Annotated in this window: 15 protein-coding genes; 12 read left to right on the top strand and 3 right to left on the bottom strand. The window is 61.5% G+C overall.

What is annotated here, in order from left to right; all coding sequences use genetic code 11:
- Nucleotides 1-15: 15 nt before the first annotated feature.
- Entirely contained in the window at nucleotides 16-828 is an 813-nt protein-coding gene (locus AACY44_RS05205) for a response regulator (RefSeq protein ID WP_339417701.1), read from the bottom strand.
- A gap of 392 nt (nucleotides 829-1,220) precedes the next feature.
- Between AACY44_RS05205 and AACY44_RS05200 the strand changes: the two genes are divergently transcribed.
- From AACY44_RS05200 to AACY44_RS05145, 12 genes are all read left to right on the top strand, one after another.
- Nucleotides 1,221-1,850: a DUF1120 domain-containing protein gene (locus AACY44_RS05200; protein WP_339417699.1), complete on the top strand. Its 630-nt coding sequence runs from the start codon at nucleotides 1,221-1,223 to the stop codon at nucleotides 1,848-1,850.
- Nucleotides 1,851-1,944: 94 nt separating this feature from the next.
- Nucleotides 1,945-2,562, top strand: a complete 618-nt coding sequence (locus AACY44_RS05195) for a DUF1120 domain-containing protein (RefSeq protein ID WP_339417697.1) — start codon at nucleotides 1,945-1,947, stop codon at nucleotides 2,560-2,562.
- A gap of 38 nt (nucleotides 2,563-2,600) precedes the next feature.
- Nucleotides 2,601-3,224 carry a DUF1120 domain-containing protein gene (locus tag AACY44_RS05190; RefSeq protein WP_339417695.1) on the top strand — a complete coding sequence of 208 codons (624 nt, stop codon included), beginning with the start codon at nucleotides 2,601-2,603 and terminating at the stop codon, nucleotides 3,222-3,224.
- Nucleotides 3,225-3,306: 82 nt separating this feature from the next.
- Complete coding sequence (locus AACY44_RS05185; RefSeq protein ID WP_339417694.1) at nucleotides 3,307-3,933, top strand: DUF1120 domain-containing protein; 627 nt, start codon at nucleotides 3,307-3,309, stop codon at nucleotides 3,931-3,933.
- 2 nt (nucleotides 3,934-3,935) lie between these two features.
- Nucleotides 3,936-4,682, top strand: coding sequence for a fimbria/pilus chaperone family protein (locus tag AACY44_RS05180; RefSeq protein ID WP_339417692.1), 747 nt, complete (start codon nucleotides 3,936-3,938; stop codon nucleotides 4,680-4,682).
- Between the two features lie 137 nt (nucleotides 4,683-4,819).
- Nucleotides 4,820-7,258, top strand: a complete 2,439-nt coding sequence (locus tag AACY44_RS05175) for a fimbria/pilus outer membrane usher protein (protein ID WP_445261110.1) — start codon at nucleotides 4,820-4,822, stop codon at nucleotides 7,256-7,258.
- An 11-nt stretch (nucleotides 7,259-7,269) separates the two neighbouring features.
- Complete coding sequence (locus tag AACY44_RS05170; protein WP_339427135.1) at nucleotides 7,270-8,394, top strand: DUF1120 domain-containing protein; 1,125 nt, start codon at nucleotides 7,270-7,272, stop codon at nucleotides 8,392-8,394.
- A 10-nt stretch (nucleotides 8,395-8,404) separates the two neighbouring features.
- Nucleotides 8,405-9,037 (top strand): DUF1120 domain-containing protein, encoded by a 633-nt coding sequence (locus tag AACY44_RS05165; protein ID WP_339529882.1) that lies wholly within the window; start codon nucleotides 8,405-8,407, stop codon nucleotides 9,035-9,037.
- Nucleotides 9,038-9,047: 10 nt separating this feature from the next.
- Nucleotides 9,048-9,683: a DUF1120 domain-containing protein gene (locus AACY44_RS05160; protein WP_339417688.1), complete on the top strand. Its 636-nt coding sequence runs from the start codon at nucleotides 9,048-9,050 to the stop codon at nucleotides 9,681-9,683.
- 41 nt (nucleotides 9,684-9,724) lie between these two features.
- Entirely contained in the window at nucleotides 9,725-10,345 is a 621-nt protein-coding gene (locus AACY44_RS05155; RefSeq protein WP_339417686.1) for a DUF1120 domain-containing protein, read from the top strand.
- A gap of 35 nt (nucleotides 10,346-10,380) precedes the next feature.
- The gene (locus tag AACY44_RS05150; protein WP_339417684.1) at nucleotides 10,381-11,007 is read left to right on the top strand and encodes a DUF1120 domain-containing protein; all 627 of its coding nucleotides are present in this window, start codon (nucleotides 10,381-10,383) and stop codon (nucleotides 11,005-11,007) included.
- A gap of 35 nt (nucleotides 11,008-11,042) precedes the next feature.
- On the top strand, nucleotides 11,043-11,666 hold the full coding sequence (locus tag AACY44_RS05145) for a DUF1120 domain-containing protein (RefSeq protein ID WP_339436093.1): 624 nt from the start codon (nucleotides 11,043-11,045) through the stop codon (nucleotides 11,664-11,666).
- A gap of 90 nt (nucleotides 11,667-11,756) precedes the next feature.
- Here AACY44_RS05145 and AACY44_RS05140 read toward each other — a convergent pair whose 3' ends face one another.
- Entirely contained in the window at nucleotides 11,757-13,052 is a 1,296-nt protein-coding gene (locus tag AACY44_RS05140; RefSeq protein WP_339417680.1) for a CynX/NimT family MFS transporter, read from the bottom strand.
- Nucleotides 13,053-13,147: 95 nt separating this feature from the next.
- A complete protein-coding gene (locus AACY44_RS05135) occupies nucleotides 13,148-13,912 on the bottom strand; it encodes an amino acid ABC transporter ATP-binding protein (protein WP_339417678.1) in 765 nt (254 codons plus the stop codon).
- Between the last annotated feature and the right edge of the window lie 8 nt (nucleotides 13,913-13,920).

Here is a 13,920-nt window from a genome sequence, read left to right as displayed (position 1 = left end):
AAAGGGTGTATTCCTTCAGAGACAACTTAGATAATCCAAATAACGCGCCACTTCATGGCGTAACGCATCCAAGGCCGTTCGGTTCAACGCCATGCCTGTTGAATGCACGCTGTTGATCAACGCCACCGTAGGTCCTTCCAATCCGGTTTCCCCGAGGAACGCCACACTGCCCACCAAGCGGTGCAAACATTGTGCGGCCATCCTCGCATCCAGCGTCGCTTGCGCATGGATCAGCATTGCCAAGTCGGCGTGAGCTTCCTGAATCAGGCTGAACAGCATCGGTTCCACCACATCCCAGGAACCAAATGCCTCGATCAGGCTGGCGCGGCTCGGGAACGTGCTGTTGTGCGCCACCGTCGAACCTGTTCGCGTCCCGTCGAAAGCGGCGCATTGCGGCGGCGGTAGCCAACAACGCAAGACGTCACGCAACTGCGCAAAACCGATGGGTTTGGGCAACCATCCATCCATGCCGCATGCCACACAGAGGCGGATTTCTTCCGGGCCCAGGCTGGAGGTCATCCCCAGCACCGTAATGGGCAGGCGACCTTCGGCGTGCTCGCGCTGGCGCAGTTCGCGGGTCATGCCGTAACCGTCCATGACCGGCATGCGGCAATCGCTGATCACGAGGTCGAAACGCTTGATCGCCAGCGCCTGTAATGCTTGCTCGCCATTACAGCAGCACTGATGGGCCACACCGAGTTTTCCCAGTAGTGAGCCCAGCAGCAGGCGATAGGTGCAGTGGTCGTCCACCACCAACACCCGCACACGGGACCAAGGGTTCGCCAGGGCTTCTTCGGGCGCACCTGGGTCTGGAAAGTTGCCCGGCATAGAGCCCTCATCAAGAGCGATCAGTCCAACCGTCCCACCTGCGCGAGCAATACGTGGATCACAGCCGACTTGCTCGCAGCGAGACGATTACGCGAGTCCGAATGAAGGCATTCAGGTAATCAAAGAGCGCGGAAAAGTATCCGAATGTATGGGAAACGGCGATACAACAAGTACGACAACCGACGCTCAAGCACGAACTTTCAAGAAACAAGCCCCTTTTGACAGTGCCGACCTGTCATTCGTAATAGTTGCATTTCCTGTATAGGGGCCCGGCGATACATTCTCTCCCGGTTTTCGCTAAAGCTGCGCCCGCCCGCAACAACCAAAAACCCTTGGGCAACTTCACCGCACGAACCTGTCCCCATGGCCCTTGCACAGGAATACCAGACGACATGAAAGACTCTCTCGCAGCCCTGACCGGCGCCCTGCTCATTGCCCACGCCAGTGTGTCAATGGCCGCCAGCACGGTGGACCTAGCGGTCAAAGGGTCAATTACGCCGAGCGCCTGCACCCCCAGCATCAGCAATAACGGGTTGGTGGATCACGGCAAGATCTCGGTACAGGACCTCGAACCCACAGGGCCAACCGAACTGCCTAACGCCGTCCTGAAACTGGGAATTGATTGCGAGGGCGCAAGTTTGTTCGCACTGGCGTCCGTAGACAATCGTGCTTCAGCACCTGGCCCTTCTTCTCGTTGGGTCATGGGGCGTCTGACGCCAACAACGTGGATCGGTTCTTATGTCTTGACGATGCAAAACATCCTGACCGATGACCCTGCCGCCTATGCGATCTACTCCTTCGATAACGGCTCGACCTGGCTGTTCAATTCTGAACAGGACTTGCCGTCCAGCACGCTTATAGCGTTCGGCAATCAGACCTCAGGCATCAGAGTACCGGTCCACCTCACGACCGTTTCTCTAGACCTGTTAGTCGAGTCCTTCATACACTCGAAAACGGATATTCCGACCGGCACAACGATAGCGCTGGACGGCTCTGCCACATTTGAACTGCGTTACCTGTGACCCCTCTCGATTGGAAATTTCCGCTGGGCGACCGCCCCACGGTAGGCGCGCTTGCCTGCAGGCCGACTGCGCGCCCTCACAAGGACATGTGCTGATGAACAAAACCGCTCTTACCTTCCTGCTGGCGGCGTTTACGCCAGGCGCTTTCGCCGCCAGCAATACCGACCTGAATGTAACCGGGGCCATCACCCCCAGTTCATGCACGCCCATGCTGTCGAATGGCGGCGTGATCGATCACGGCAAAATGACCGCCCGAGACCTGCAACCGACCAAGCCGACCCAGCTTGATCCGGCAGAAATGCGCCTGGAAGTGCAGTGCGAGGGAGAGACTTTTTTCACCCTGAGCACGGTGGATAACCGCGCGGGCAGCTCGGCGATCAACCCGGCGCACCATGGCTTGGGTACCACCCCTGAAGACCAGAAACTGGGCAGTGTGGCGTTCTCACTGTTTGACCCCGTGGCGGATGGAAACGCGGTAAACGTGATCATCTCGCGCAATGGCGGTGCCAGCTGGAGCCTCTCGCCCTACCTGGGCCACAAGGCGCTGACGTCGTTTGCCGCCGTGGGCGCGCCCCCCCACACGCCCATCGCGCTGAAAAAACTGAGCGTCAGGTTCCGCGCCTTCACCATCATCGTTCAATCCACCGACCTGACCCTGCTCGATGAAGTGCCCATCGACGGCCAGGCCACGCTGCAACTGAAGTACCTGTGAGCAGCCGTTTTCAACTTTTCCCGCTAAGGAGCAATACCATGAACAAAAGCCTGAACCCTCTGCTTGCCACTGTGCTGATCGCGAGCGCCGGTAATGCGCTCGCGGCGTCCAGCGTTGATTTAACCGTGAAGGGCCTTATCACGCCGAGCGCCTGTGAGCCGAGCTTGCCCAATGGTGGAAATGTCGATGTCGGCAAAATCTCCGCCAAGGATCTCAAGCTCGATGACATCACCAACTTGGGCGAATACCGCCTCCAACTGACCGTGACGTGCGACGCTGCAACCTTGATGGCGATCGAACCTCAGGACAACCGCGCAGGCTCCAGCTCTGACAACATCCCGTCGCGCTTCGGCCTGGGCCTGATCAACGGTGCCGAGAAGCTCGGGTTCCTCGAGATGTGGCTCGAAGCTCCGCTCGCCGACGGCGTAGCAGGACGCATCATTGGCTCAACGGACGGCGGCACGACCTGGGTCCGGCAACCGACCCTGGCAACCGGCAACATTACATCGGTTGCCGACAACACGACCATGGCGCCGATTCCGGTCCAGGTGCTCACCACTGATTTGGCTGTCACGCCGTCCATCGCCCCCGCCAGCAGCCTGACCCTGCTCGACGAAGTGGCCATTGATGGCTCCGTCACCCTGACCGTCAAATACCTGTAATGGCACGCGGGCGCAACGCAATGCCTTGCGCCCATCGCCGTTTTCACAGATGGCCCCTTGACCAAGGCTCCAACACCCGACCATGAACATGCTCTCACGCCGTTTGATGCCGACTTTTCTTTGCCTGTGCGCTACCCCTGCCCTGTGCGCCTCATCGGTGGAGGTGACGTTGTCCGGCAGCATCATTCCCAGTGCCTGCACGCCGACGTTATCGCCCAGTGGCATTGTCGATCATGGGCGGGTTCCGGCCCGTTCCCTCAATGAACACGTGTTCACCCCATTGCCCAGCAAGCAACTGGAGCTGCATGTGAGCTGCAACGAGCCGGTGCTGTTTGTGCTGGTAGGCGTGGACAACCGTGCTGATTCGTCAGTGGGGCCCGGCTTTTATTACGGCCTGGGCAACAACATTCATGCGCCCGATGAGCGCCTCGGCTCGGTATCTCTGGCCATCCATGAAGTGATGGCTGACGACCAGCCCGCGCTGGTGCTGGCCTCGAGTAATCAGGGCGAGACCTGGTTTCCGGAACCCAACGCCTACCCCGACAACTACATGGGCTTTGCGCCACCCGGCACCCTGATCCCGGCCCCCCACCGCCTGGTCACTGCCACCTTGCAAATCAATACATCGATCAACGCCGCCGCCTACCTGACCCTCGACCAAGAGGTGCCGCTGGACGGCTCCATCGTGCTAGACCTGAGGTACCTGTAGTCATGTTCCCTCTTCCTTGTTTTGCAGTTTTCTCACGGGCCTTCAACGTCGTGCGTTATGCCTGCCTGTACCTCGGCGCGGTAGCGTTGCCCATGTGGGGCCCAACGCTGGTGCTCGCCGACGGGATGGTGCCGGATACCTCAGTGGTGATCGTCAACGAAGCCGACGGCGAAGCCTCGGTGTCGGTGACCAACACCGATTCGAAGCTGGCGCTATTGCACGTGACCCTGGAGAACATTCCTGAAGACACCGCTTCGCGAGTCTTCGTTACCCCCCCCTTGTCTCGGGTCGAACCCTCCAAGAGTCAGTTGATCCGCTTCATCCTGCAAACCCCCGAACCGTTGCAAACCCAACACCTGATGCGCGTCATTTTCGAGGGCATGCCCCAAGGCAAGACCGCAGGCCAGGCCGGGCATGCGCGGGTCGGCGTGACCGTGCGCCAGAACCTGCCAGTGATCTTGCATCCAAAGGGCCTGGCACCCAACCGCACGCCCTGGACCGGGCTGACCTGGAGCCTGCAAAACAGTCAACTGAGCGTGCATAACCCGACGCCCTACGTGGTGCGTCTGGCCCAGGAATTGAAGCTGCTGCCGGGCGATGGTTCGGCGCTGCTGCCACGCACTTACGTACTGCCGGGAGAGACCTTGAGCGTTGCTGCCAGCCAACCGACGGCCAGCACTGTGCAACTGCAACCGGCCACCGTTTATGGCTTTGCCGTGGAACCGTACCAAGCACCGATCACCCTCTGATCGCAGCGCCGGGAGGACTGGTTCCCGGCGCCCTGATAACGAAGTGGCCTCACCGTGAAGGCCACCAGGAGCCTGCCCGCGCCAGGGAGTGGAACGGGAACGCCTCCATTATTTGAGTACGACTTGTGAGCACAGTAATGACTGATCGCGACGGCGAAGCCGAGCCTGGCGTTTCACTGCGCCGGGCGCGCCGTAGGTGGCTGGCGGGCCTGGCACTGGCCGTCGGGACCACCCTGCCAGCGGCCAAACCATTGGCGGATGAGGTCGCCGGTTCGTTCGATCCGCAAACCTTGTCCCAGCGTGGCATCGACCCGACGCTGGCCAACCTGCTGCTGCAAGCACCGCGCTTCGCCGCCGGGCGCCATGCCCTCAATCTGAACGTCAACGGCCAGCGGCGCGGCCGGATCGACGTGGTGTTCAACGACCAGGGCGGGTTGTGTTTCAACCAGGCACTGCTGGACGCAGGCAGCTTGAAAATGCCGGCTGACAATGCCGAATGCCATGACTTCCTCAGCACGTACCCGCAGACCGTGATCGAGCAAGACCCGGCCAGCCTCAGCCTGTTCCTGATCGTGCCGACCGAGGCCTTGCGCCCCGCCGTGCAAGATATCTCCGGCTACCAGACCGGCGGGTATGCCGGCGTGCTCAACTACGATGTCACCGGCCTGCAAAACGAGTACGGCGACGACAACAGCCGCTTCGCGTCGGCCAATACCGAGGTTGGCTTCAATGCCGGCGACTGGATCGTGCGCAGCCGCCAGGTGCGCACCTGGCAAGACAAAGTCTCGCGCACGATCCATCTGGACGCCTACGCCCAGCGCACCTTTGCCAAACAGCAGGCGGTGTTCCAGGCAGGACAGATCAACCTCTACAACCCGGTGCTGGCCGGTGCGCAGATCACCGGCGCCCAGGTGCTGACCGAAACCGCGCTGCAGGACCAGAATCAGGGCGCGACCATCACCGGCATCGCCAACAGCCCGGCGCAGGTGGAGATCCGCCAGAACGGTACGTTGATTCATTCCACCGTTGTGCCCGCCGGGCCGTTTTCCCTGACCGATGTGCGACGCCTTAACAGCCGCTCCGACGTGGAGGTGACGGTCAAGGAAACCACGGGTGAAGAACGCCGTTTCACAGTACCAGCTGCCATGCTAGGTCTGGGTTTGCCGGCGCCAGGTTACTCGGTGGCCGCCGGTCGCCTACGTCAAATCGGTGACGGCGAAGGCGCTGAACCCTGGGTGGTCAGTGGCGGCTGGAGCGGTGCGCTGCACCCGCAAGTCAGCGTCGGCGCCGGGGTGTTGGCGGCCGAAGACTATCGCGCAACCGGGCTGAACCTGGGGTGGTTGCCGTGGCAAGACGGCCAGTTTCAAGTCTCTACACAACTCGCCCAGGCCAGTCGCCCAGGCAATGAACGCGGCGTGCAAACCGACCTGTCGTGGTCGCAGCGCCTCACCGAGAACTGGGCGATTACCACCGCCGGCTCTTGGCGCACGATGGGCTATCGCGACCTTGAGGACTCGACTTACACCACTGACACCCGCGAACAACAGCGCTCGCGCTACCGCGACCAACAAAGTGCCACGGCATCCTGGTCGCATCCGATGCTGGGGGCATTCAGTGCAGGGATCTCGCGCTCGTCGACCTTTACCGGCGACAGCAGCAGCCGCGCGCTGGCGTCATGGGGTACCAGCTTTGGTCAGGTATCGGTATCGGCCAGCGCCGAATGGCAAGTCGGCGGCCGCCAGCAAAGCGATGACAGTGTCTACCTGAACATCAGCGTGCCCCTCGGTGAAAACCGCCGTGGCCGCTCATGGGCACGTCATGCCGGCGGCGAGCATCGCCTCGGCGTGGGCATCAACGAACAACTCAACGACCAACTGAGCTACCGCGTCGGCGTGGAACGCGATAGCCGCGACCGTGCGGTGGAGTCGTCCGTGGGCGTTTCGGCCTTGCCGTATTACAGCCAGTTGGACTTCAACTACACCCGCAACGACGCCGAGCGCTCCAGCTATCAAGGCGGCGCGCGCGGTGGGGTGGTGCTGCATGGCGATGGCCTGACGTTCTCGCCGTACCCGGTACGCGAAACATTTGCGGTGATGTCGGTGGGCGACATGGCCGGGATCAAGGTCAGCACCCCAAGCGGCCCCGTGTGGACCGACTGGCAAGGCCAGGCCGTGGTGCCGCAACTCAGCGCCTATGGCCGCAGCCCGGTGGAGGTGCACACCCGCTCGCTGCCGCGCAACGCTGATATCAGCAATGGCCTGGCCGTGCTTTCCGTCGGGCGTGGCGCGGTGGACAAGGTCGAATTTGGCGTAGCCCTGACCCGTCGTGCACTGCTCAACGTCACCACGAAGGATGGCCAACCACTGCCCCGTGGCGCCACCGTGACTACCGAGGACGGCGAGTTCGTGACGCTGGTGCAGGAAGGCAGCCAAGTGTTCCTGCCCGATGTGCTTGACGGTCGCCCGCTATGGATCAGTGCCCCCGGCCAACCCCGCTGTCGCCTGAGCTTTGAACTGCCCGAGAAAGGCGACCCCGAGGTGTACTACGAAACCGCGCCGGCGCGGTGCCAATCATGAGGACTTCTACCATGGGCCTGAAACCCGTCTTGCTCTCGCTCGGCTTGCTACTGGGCGCCAATGCCTGGGGCGATGAGTGCCAGTTGAGCCTGAACGAAACCGTGTTGGATTTCGGACTGATGAACCGCGCTATCGCGTTGGTTCCAGCAGACGAACGCCTGCTTGGGGAACGGCGTTTAAGCCTGACCCTGAACTGCCCGAACCCCACTGACATGAGCCTGTTCTATCGCGGTATTGCAGCCGGTGCCGAGCGTTTTCAGTTTACCTCGCGCGGCAGTTACAGCCTGCGGGCAAGCGATGCGTTACTCGACGGCCAGGCCGTCGAACTGGGCTTGCTTGCGGGCAGCGGCCAGCCTGCCGTCAGCACCGGCGCCACCCTGCGCTGGCGCCCGGAGCACGGCATCGTGCCGATGCGCGCCGGGGTGCCGGTCAGTGGGCGCAGCTTGTCGTTGCAGCTTGAGGCGAGTGCCTGGGCCAGTGAAGAGGCCTCGCGGGTCAGCGATGCCGTGACCTGGGAAACCAGCGGAGTGTTTGACGCGATCAGCACCGCACGCTCACGGGAACTACGCCTGCAAGCGCGCTTCGCTCCGGCGGCTTGCACGCCGAGCCTGTCCAACGGCGGCACGGTGGATTTCGGCAAATTGTCGGTGATGGATTTGCACATGGACAAGGAAACCGCCCTGCCCGACCGACCGTTGGTGGTCAGCGTCGCGTGCGATGCCCCCACGGCCTTCACCTTGCGTTTGCAGGACAACCGCCAGGGCTCAGCGACCGGTCACAACGACGAAACCACCTACGGCCTGGGGCTCGATGCCAAGGGGCAAAAAATCGGACGCTACGCGGTGATCTTCGATCCCGCGCGCGCCACCGCCGATAGTTTTGCCCAGCTCTACCGCACCGATTCCCCGACCGTCAACGCTCCGTGGAGCAGTGCCAGCGCCAGCCCTTTGGCCATCGGCGCCAGCCGACACCTGGGGTTCAACGCGAGCGCCGGAACCACCAGTGGCCCCGCCGCCATTCAACAACTCAGCGCCACGGCGAGCCTGGAGGCGGTGATGGCGCCGTTGGGTTCACTGGACCTGGGCAGCGAGGTGCGCCTCGACGGCGCTGCCACGCTCGAACTCAACTACCTCTAAGAGCCTCTCCATGAAAAACCTTCTGATACCACTGGCCGTTTTGTCGCTGTTTGCAGGCAGCTCACTCGCCCAGGCCGGGTCCTCCATCGACCTGAAAGTCAACGGCAAGATCACCCCCAGCGCCTGCGAACCTGGCCTGTCCAATGGCGGCGTATACGAACTGGGCAAGATCCCCGCCAAGGGCTTGAATGTCGATCAACCGACACCCCTTACGGCCAAAAGCCTGCAGATGACAATCACGTGCCAGGCATTGACGCTGGTGGCGATAAGGTCCGTGGACAATCGTCCCGGCTCCCATTACGAAAGCGACAACTCACTCAGATTCGGCCTGGGGCTGGTCAATGGCAACGAAAAGGTCGGAGGCATGGGGTTGAGCTTGGAGTCGATCGTGGCCGATGGTGCCCCGATGTATGGCATCGGCTCCGTGGGAACGACCGGTTGGGGGCCAACGCAAGTCCTGTCACCGGCGTTCCTCACCTCCTTCACCCACGACATAAGCACGCCGGGTATGGCACCGGCGCCGATCCAGCGACTGACCGCTGACGTGCTGATCGAACCGAAAATTGCCCCGGCAAACACCCTGACCCTGACCGGGGAAGTCCCCATCGACGGGTCGGCCACCCTCGACATCACCTACCTCTAGGTACCCTCCCATGAAAACTATTCTGATTGCTTTGCTCCTTCTATCCGGCACTGCACACGCCGCCTCCACCGTCGAACTGACCGTCAAGGGCCTGATCACGCCGATGGCCTGCACGCCGCTGTTGTCCAGCGGCGGGCTGGTGGATTTCGGCAAGATTTCGCGCAATGACCTCAACCTCACCAACGGCACCCGCTTGCCGCACAAGTATCTGACGCTGACGGTCAACTGCAACGCCGCCGGGCGCTTCGCCCTGCGCATGCGCGACAACCGCGACGGCACCGCCCACGTTAACAGCGAGATTTTTTACGGGCTGGGGCTGGACAGCAGCGGCAACAAAATCGGCGTGTATTCGGTGAGTTTTGATCCGAAGCAAACCGTGGTCGACGACCTTGCCGTGGTGTACGGCACCGAGTCCACTACCGGCGGCATGGCCTGGCGCACCGCCAACCTCAACCCCATCGATATCGGCTCGCGCAGTCTGCTCGGTTTCACCGATGTAGGGGGCAGCACCTCCGGCCCATCGGCGATCCAGACACTCACCAGCACCCTGAAGCTGGAAGCCACGATCAACGCGCGGCAGAACCTCGACCTGAGCACGGAAACGCCAATGGACGGCTCCGCGACCCTGGAAGTTGTGTACCTGTAAATCCCTGAGACCTTCTACTTTCCCTAGTGAGGAGCCACACCATGAGCAAGTCCTTTCACCCCCTGATCGCCGCGCTGCTGCTAAGCGCCGCCACCCAGGCCGTCGCCGCCTCCAGCGTCGACCTGAGCGTGCGCGGCCTTATTACCCCAAGCGCCTGCGTCCCTGAAATATCCAACGCCGGGGTGTATGACATCGGCAAGATTTCCGCCAAAGACCTGAATGTCGAAACCTATACCCGACTTGACCCGCACAACATGCAACTGAAGGTGACCTGTGAAGCCGCCACCCTTCTCGCCCTGCAACCCAAGGACAATCGCCCGGGAACGGCATTTCGCGACGAGGGCGGTTTTGGCCTGGGCCTGATCAATGGCGACGAGAAACTTGGCGCCTTTTGGGTCACGTTGGCATCGGCGGTGGCCGACGGCGCCTCAGCTGAAATCATCGAGTCACTGGATGGCGGATCGACTTGGATTCGGGGCGGTTATCTGGCGACCGATAGCATTGCGTCTGTTGCCGAGAATGCCACCCTCGTCCCGACGCCCGTACAGACGTTGAGCATGGAGATGACCGTAAAAGTGATCATCGCCCCCACCAATACCCTGACCCTGACGCAAGAAGTGCCTATCGACGGTTCCGCCACCGTAACGGTCATGTACCTGTGACCCTCAAACTCGCTGCGCTCCCTAGGAACCACACCATGAGCAAGTCCCTTCAAACCCTGATTGCCGCCCTGCTGCTGAGCACCGCCACCCAGGCCGTCGCCGCCTCCAGTGTCGACCTGAGCGTGCGCGGCCTTATTACCCCAAGCGCCTGCGAGCCCACGTTGTCAAATGGCGGGGTGTATGACCTGGGCAAAATTGCCGCCAAGGACCTCAATCCTGACCGGCCGAGCTTTTTCCCCTATCACTCTCTTCAAATGACCGTGACTTGCGACGCGCCGACCTTGATGGGGTTGCAATCCCAAGACAATCGAGCCGGCTCCCATTTTCAAAACGACGAGATATATGAATTTGGCCTGGGCTTGATCAATGGTGACGAGAAGCTAGGCGCCCTGGGAATGCGGCTCATCAAGCCGCTAGCCGACGGTGTGGCGGCCCGCACCGTCAGCTCAGAGGACGGCGGTGCAACGTGGTACAACGACAACTATCTGTATCGCAACAATATAATTTCAGTGGCCGCGTTGGGGACGTTAGTGCCCATTGCGGTCCAAGTGTTCAGCGCGGAACTGGCGATCTCTCCCGCTATCGCCCCCACCAACAGCCTGACCCTCAACAACGAGGTGGCCATCGACGGATCGGTGACGCTGACGGTCATGTACCTGTGACCCTCAAACCCTCTACTTTCCCTAGGAGCCACACCATGAGCAAGTCCCTTCACAGCCTGATCGCCGCGCTGCTGCTGAGCGCCGCCAGCCAGGCCATCGCCGCCTCCAGTGTCGACCTGAGCGTGCGCGGCCTTATTACCCCAAGCGCCTGCGAGCCCACCCTGGCCAATGACGGCGTGGTCGAATTGGGCAAAATTTCCGTTCAGGATCTTCGACTTGACTGGCCAACCTACCTGCCCCGACAGGACATGCAGATGACCGTGACCTGCGATGCCGCGACGCTGATCGCCATCGCCGCCACAGACAATCGCGAAGGTTCGGACGCCCAATACGATTACTACACCTTTGGTCTGGGTATGATCAACGGCAGTGAAAAACTCGGTTTTCTCACGATATCCACCTCCAATCTGATAGCGGATGGGATGCCTGTCAGAGCGATCGGCTCAAGGGATGGCGGGGTGACCTGGCAACGCGAAGGTAGCTTTATGGATGACGGCCTCACCGCCGTCTCCGAACTGGACACCCTCACCCCCTTGCCAGTACAACGCCTCACTGCCGACTTGCAGATCAAAGCGGCAATCGCCCCAGCCCAGGATCTGACGTTCACCAAAGAGGAAACCATCGATGGTTCCGTCACACTGACCGTCAAATACCTGTAATGCCTAAGGGCGCAACGCAGGCCTGCAAGTACTTGCCGTTGCGCCACCACCGACCTGCCGCTCCTTCGCATACGCTGCGCCGTGAATGCCTTACACCTTCTCGCTGGTGACGCCTACATAACAAGCGCGACCGGCACCCAGCCCGGCAACCATCGCGCCCAGGCCGATTACGCCGAACACCCAGCCGGTGGCCCCCCAGCCACCGGTCCAGTCATGCAAGACGCCCACCGCCAACGGCCCCATGGATGCCAGCGTATAGCCGATGCCCTGGGCCATGCTCGACAGGTTGGCCGCCACGTGGGAATCGCGCGAGCGCAGCACGATCAAGCTCAGCGCCAGGCTGAAGGTGCCGCCCTGGCCCAGGCCGAGCAAAATCGCCCAGCCCCATAAGCCGTCGAGCGGCGCATACAGGCAGCCGAACAGGCCACCCAAGGTCAGCAGCATCACCAACACAATCGCCAGGCGCTGGTCTTTGCCGCGCGTGGCCAACCAGGGCGCAGCCAGGGAGCTTGCCAGTTGCACGATCACCGAGCCGGAGAGCACCAGCCCGGCCTGGGTCGCGCTCAGGCCGCGATCAATGAGGATCGACGGCAGCCAGCCAAACACGATATAGGCCAGGGACGATTGCAAGCCCATGTACAAGGTCACTTGCCAGGCCAGCGGATCACGCAGCAATCCGCGCACGCGATAGGCCACGCGGTGGACGCCGTGTTGGGTGCGCACTTGCGGTAACCAGAACAGGGCCGCCAACAGCGCCGGGAGCATCCAGAAACCCAGGCCAAGGCTCCAACTGTCGCCAAAGTACTGACTCAACGGCACCGTGGCGCCGGCCGCCAGCGCCGCCCCCAGGCACAAAGCCATGGTGTAGACGCCGGTCATGGCCCCTGCCCGCTTTGCGAAATCACGTTTGACGATGCCGGGCAACAATACGCCGATGATGCCGATGCTCGCGCCAGCCACCAGGCTGCCGGCGAACAGCCCGGCTTGACCGAATGAACTGCGTAAAATAATCCCACCGGCCAACGTCAGTAAAATCCCCAACACCACCCGTTCGGCGGTAAAACGTCGCGCGAGAATCGGCGCCAATGGCGCAAACAGGCCCAGGCACAACACCGGCAAGGTGGTCAGCAGGCCGGCGCTGGCCGCCGACAAGCCCAGGCTTGCAGAGACGTCACTGAGCAACGGCGACAGGCTCGACAACGCCGGGCGCAGGTTCAACGCCACCAGAATCAGGCCCAGCAGCAGTAACCACGGGCGTCCCACAACCGGTTGAGCGTGCTGCACCTGGGCATCATCGGCTTCGGCGTCGATCAGCCATTGTTCAACTTCGGCCTTGGGCGAGGCGTGCTCTGAAGGGGACATTGGGTTCTCGGGTTCAAGGTTCATTGATCAACTGCCAGCAAAGAGCGCTGCATATTGGCCGAAAACACACAAAAAAACCCGGCGCCAGGCCGGGTTTTTTGTTCAGCTTGCGCCGCGCATCAATGCAGGATCTGGCTCAGGAACAGCTTGGTCCGGTCATTTTGCGGGTTATCGAAGAAGTCGTTCGGTGGCGCTTGTTCGACGATTTCACCTTTATCCATGAAGATCACGCGGTTGGCCACGGTACGGGCGAAGCCCATTTCGTGGGTCACGCAGAGCATGGTCATGCCGTCTTCGGCGAGGCCGATCATGGTGTCCAGCACTTCTTTGACCATCTCCGGATCGAGGGCCGAAGTGGGTTCATCGAACAACATGATTTTTGGCTTCATGCACAACGCCCGGGCAATCGCCACGCGCTGTTGCTGGCCGCCGGACAGTTGCCCCGGAAACTTGTGAGCCTGCTCCGGAATGCGCACGCGCTCAAGGTAGTGCATGGCGATTTCTTCGGCCTTGCGCTTGGGCATCTTGCGCACCCACATCGGCGCCAGCGTGCAGTTCTGCAGGATGGTCAGGTGCGGGAAGAGGTTGAAATGCTGGAACACCATGCCGACTTCGCGGCGGATCGTTTCGATCTGCTTGAGGTCGTTGGTCAGCTCTACGCCATCGACCACAATACGTCCCTGCTGGTGCTCTTCCAAGCGGTTGAGACAACGGATGGTGGTGGACTTGCCCGAACCCGACGGGCCGCACAGCACGATACGCTCGCCCTGCTTGACGTCGAGGTTGATGTCTTTCAACACGTGGAACTGGCCGTACCACTTGTTGACGCCCTGCATCTGGATAATGCCTTCAGGGCTCACAGGCTGTTTGATCGCTTCGCTCATAACAACAA

The sequence above is a fragment of the Pseudomonas sp. RA_15y_Pfl1_P11 genome, from assembly GCF_963970975.1.
Lineage (GTDB): Bacteria > Pseudomonadota > Gammaproteobacteria > Pseudomonadales > Pseudomonadaceae > Aquipseudomonas > Aquipseudomonas tritici.
Note: the sequence above shows the minus strand (reverse complement) of the source record. Positions and strands in the feature narration are given on the sequence as shown.

Excerpts from the sequence above, each read along its gene's own strand:
- AACY44_RS05165 (WP_339529882.1), top strand. The coding sequence starts at position 8,405 with ATGAAAAACCTTCTGATACCACTGGCCGTTTTGTCGCTGTTTGCAGGC.
- AACY44_RS05150 (WP_339417684.1), top strand. The coding sequence starts at position 10,381 with ATGAGCAAGTCCCTTCAAACCCTGATTGCCGCCCTGCTGCTGAGCACC.
- AACY44_RS05155 (WP_339417686.1), top strand. The coding sequence starts at position 9,725 with ATGAGCAAGTCCTTTCACCCCCTGATCGCCGCGCTGCTGCTAAGCGCC.
- AACY44_RS05205 (WP_339417701.1), bottom strand. The coding sequence starts at position 828 with ATGCCGGGCAACTTTCCAGACCCAGGTGCGCCCGAAGAAGCCCTGGCG.
- AACY44_RS05140 (WP_339417680.1), bottom strand. The coding sequence starts at position 13,052 with ATGAACCTTGAACCCGAGAACCCAATGTCCCCTTCAGAGCACGCCTCG.
- AACY44_RS05170 (WP_339427135.1), top strand. The coding sequence starts at position 7,270 with ATGGGCCTGAAACCCGTCTTGCTCTCGCTCGGCTTGCTACTGGGCGCC.
- AACY44_RS05180 (WP_339417692.1), top strand. The coding sequence starts at position 3,936 with ATGTTCCCTCTTCCTTGTTTTGCAGTTTTCTCACGGGCCTTCAACGTC.
- AACY44_RS05190 (WP_339417695.1), top strand. The coding sequence starts at position 2,601 with ATGAACAAAAGCCTGAACCCTCTGCTTGCCACTGTGCTGATCGCGAGC.
- AACY44_RS05175 (WP_445261110.1), top strand. The coding sequence starts at position 4,820 with ATGACTGATCGCGACGGCGAAGCCGAGCCTGGCGTTTCACTGCGCCGG.
- AACY44_RS05195 (WP_339417697.1), top strand. The coding sequence starts at position 1,945 with ATGAACAAAACCGCTCTTACCTTCCTGCTGGCGGCGTTTACGCCAGGC.
- AACY44_RS05160 (WP_339417688.1), top strand. The coding sequence starts at position 9,048 with ATGAAAACTATTCTGATTGCTTTGCTCCTTCTATCCGGCACTGCACAC.
- AACY44_RS05200 (WP_339417699.1), top strand. The coding sequence starts at position 1,221 with ATGAAAGACTCTCTCGCAGCCCTGACCGGCGCCCTGCTCATTGCCCAC.
- AACY44_RS05185 (WP_339417694.1), top strand. The coding sequence starts at position 3,307 with ATGAACATGCTCTCACGCCGTTTGATGCCGACTTTTCTTTGCCTGTGC.
- AACY44_RS05135 (WP_339417678.1), bottom strand. The coding sequence starts at position 13,912 with ATGAGCGAAGCGATCAAACAGCCTGTGAGCCCTGAAGGCATTATCCAG.
- AACY44_RS05145 (WP_339436093.1), top strand. The coding sequence starts at position 11,043 with ATGAGCAAGTCCCTTCACAGCCTGATCGCCGCGCTGCTGCTGAGCGCC.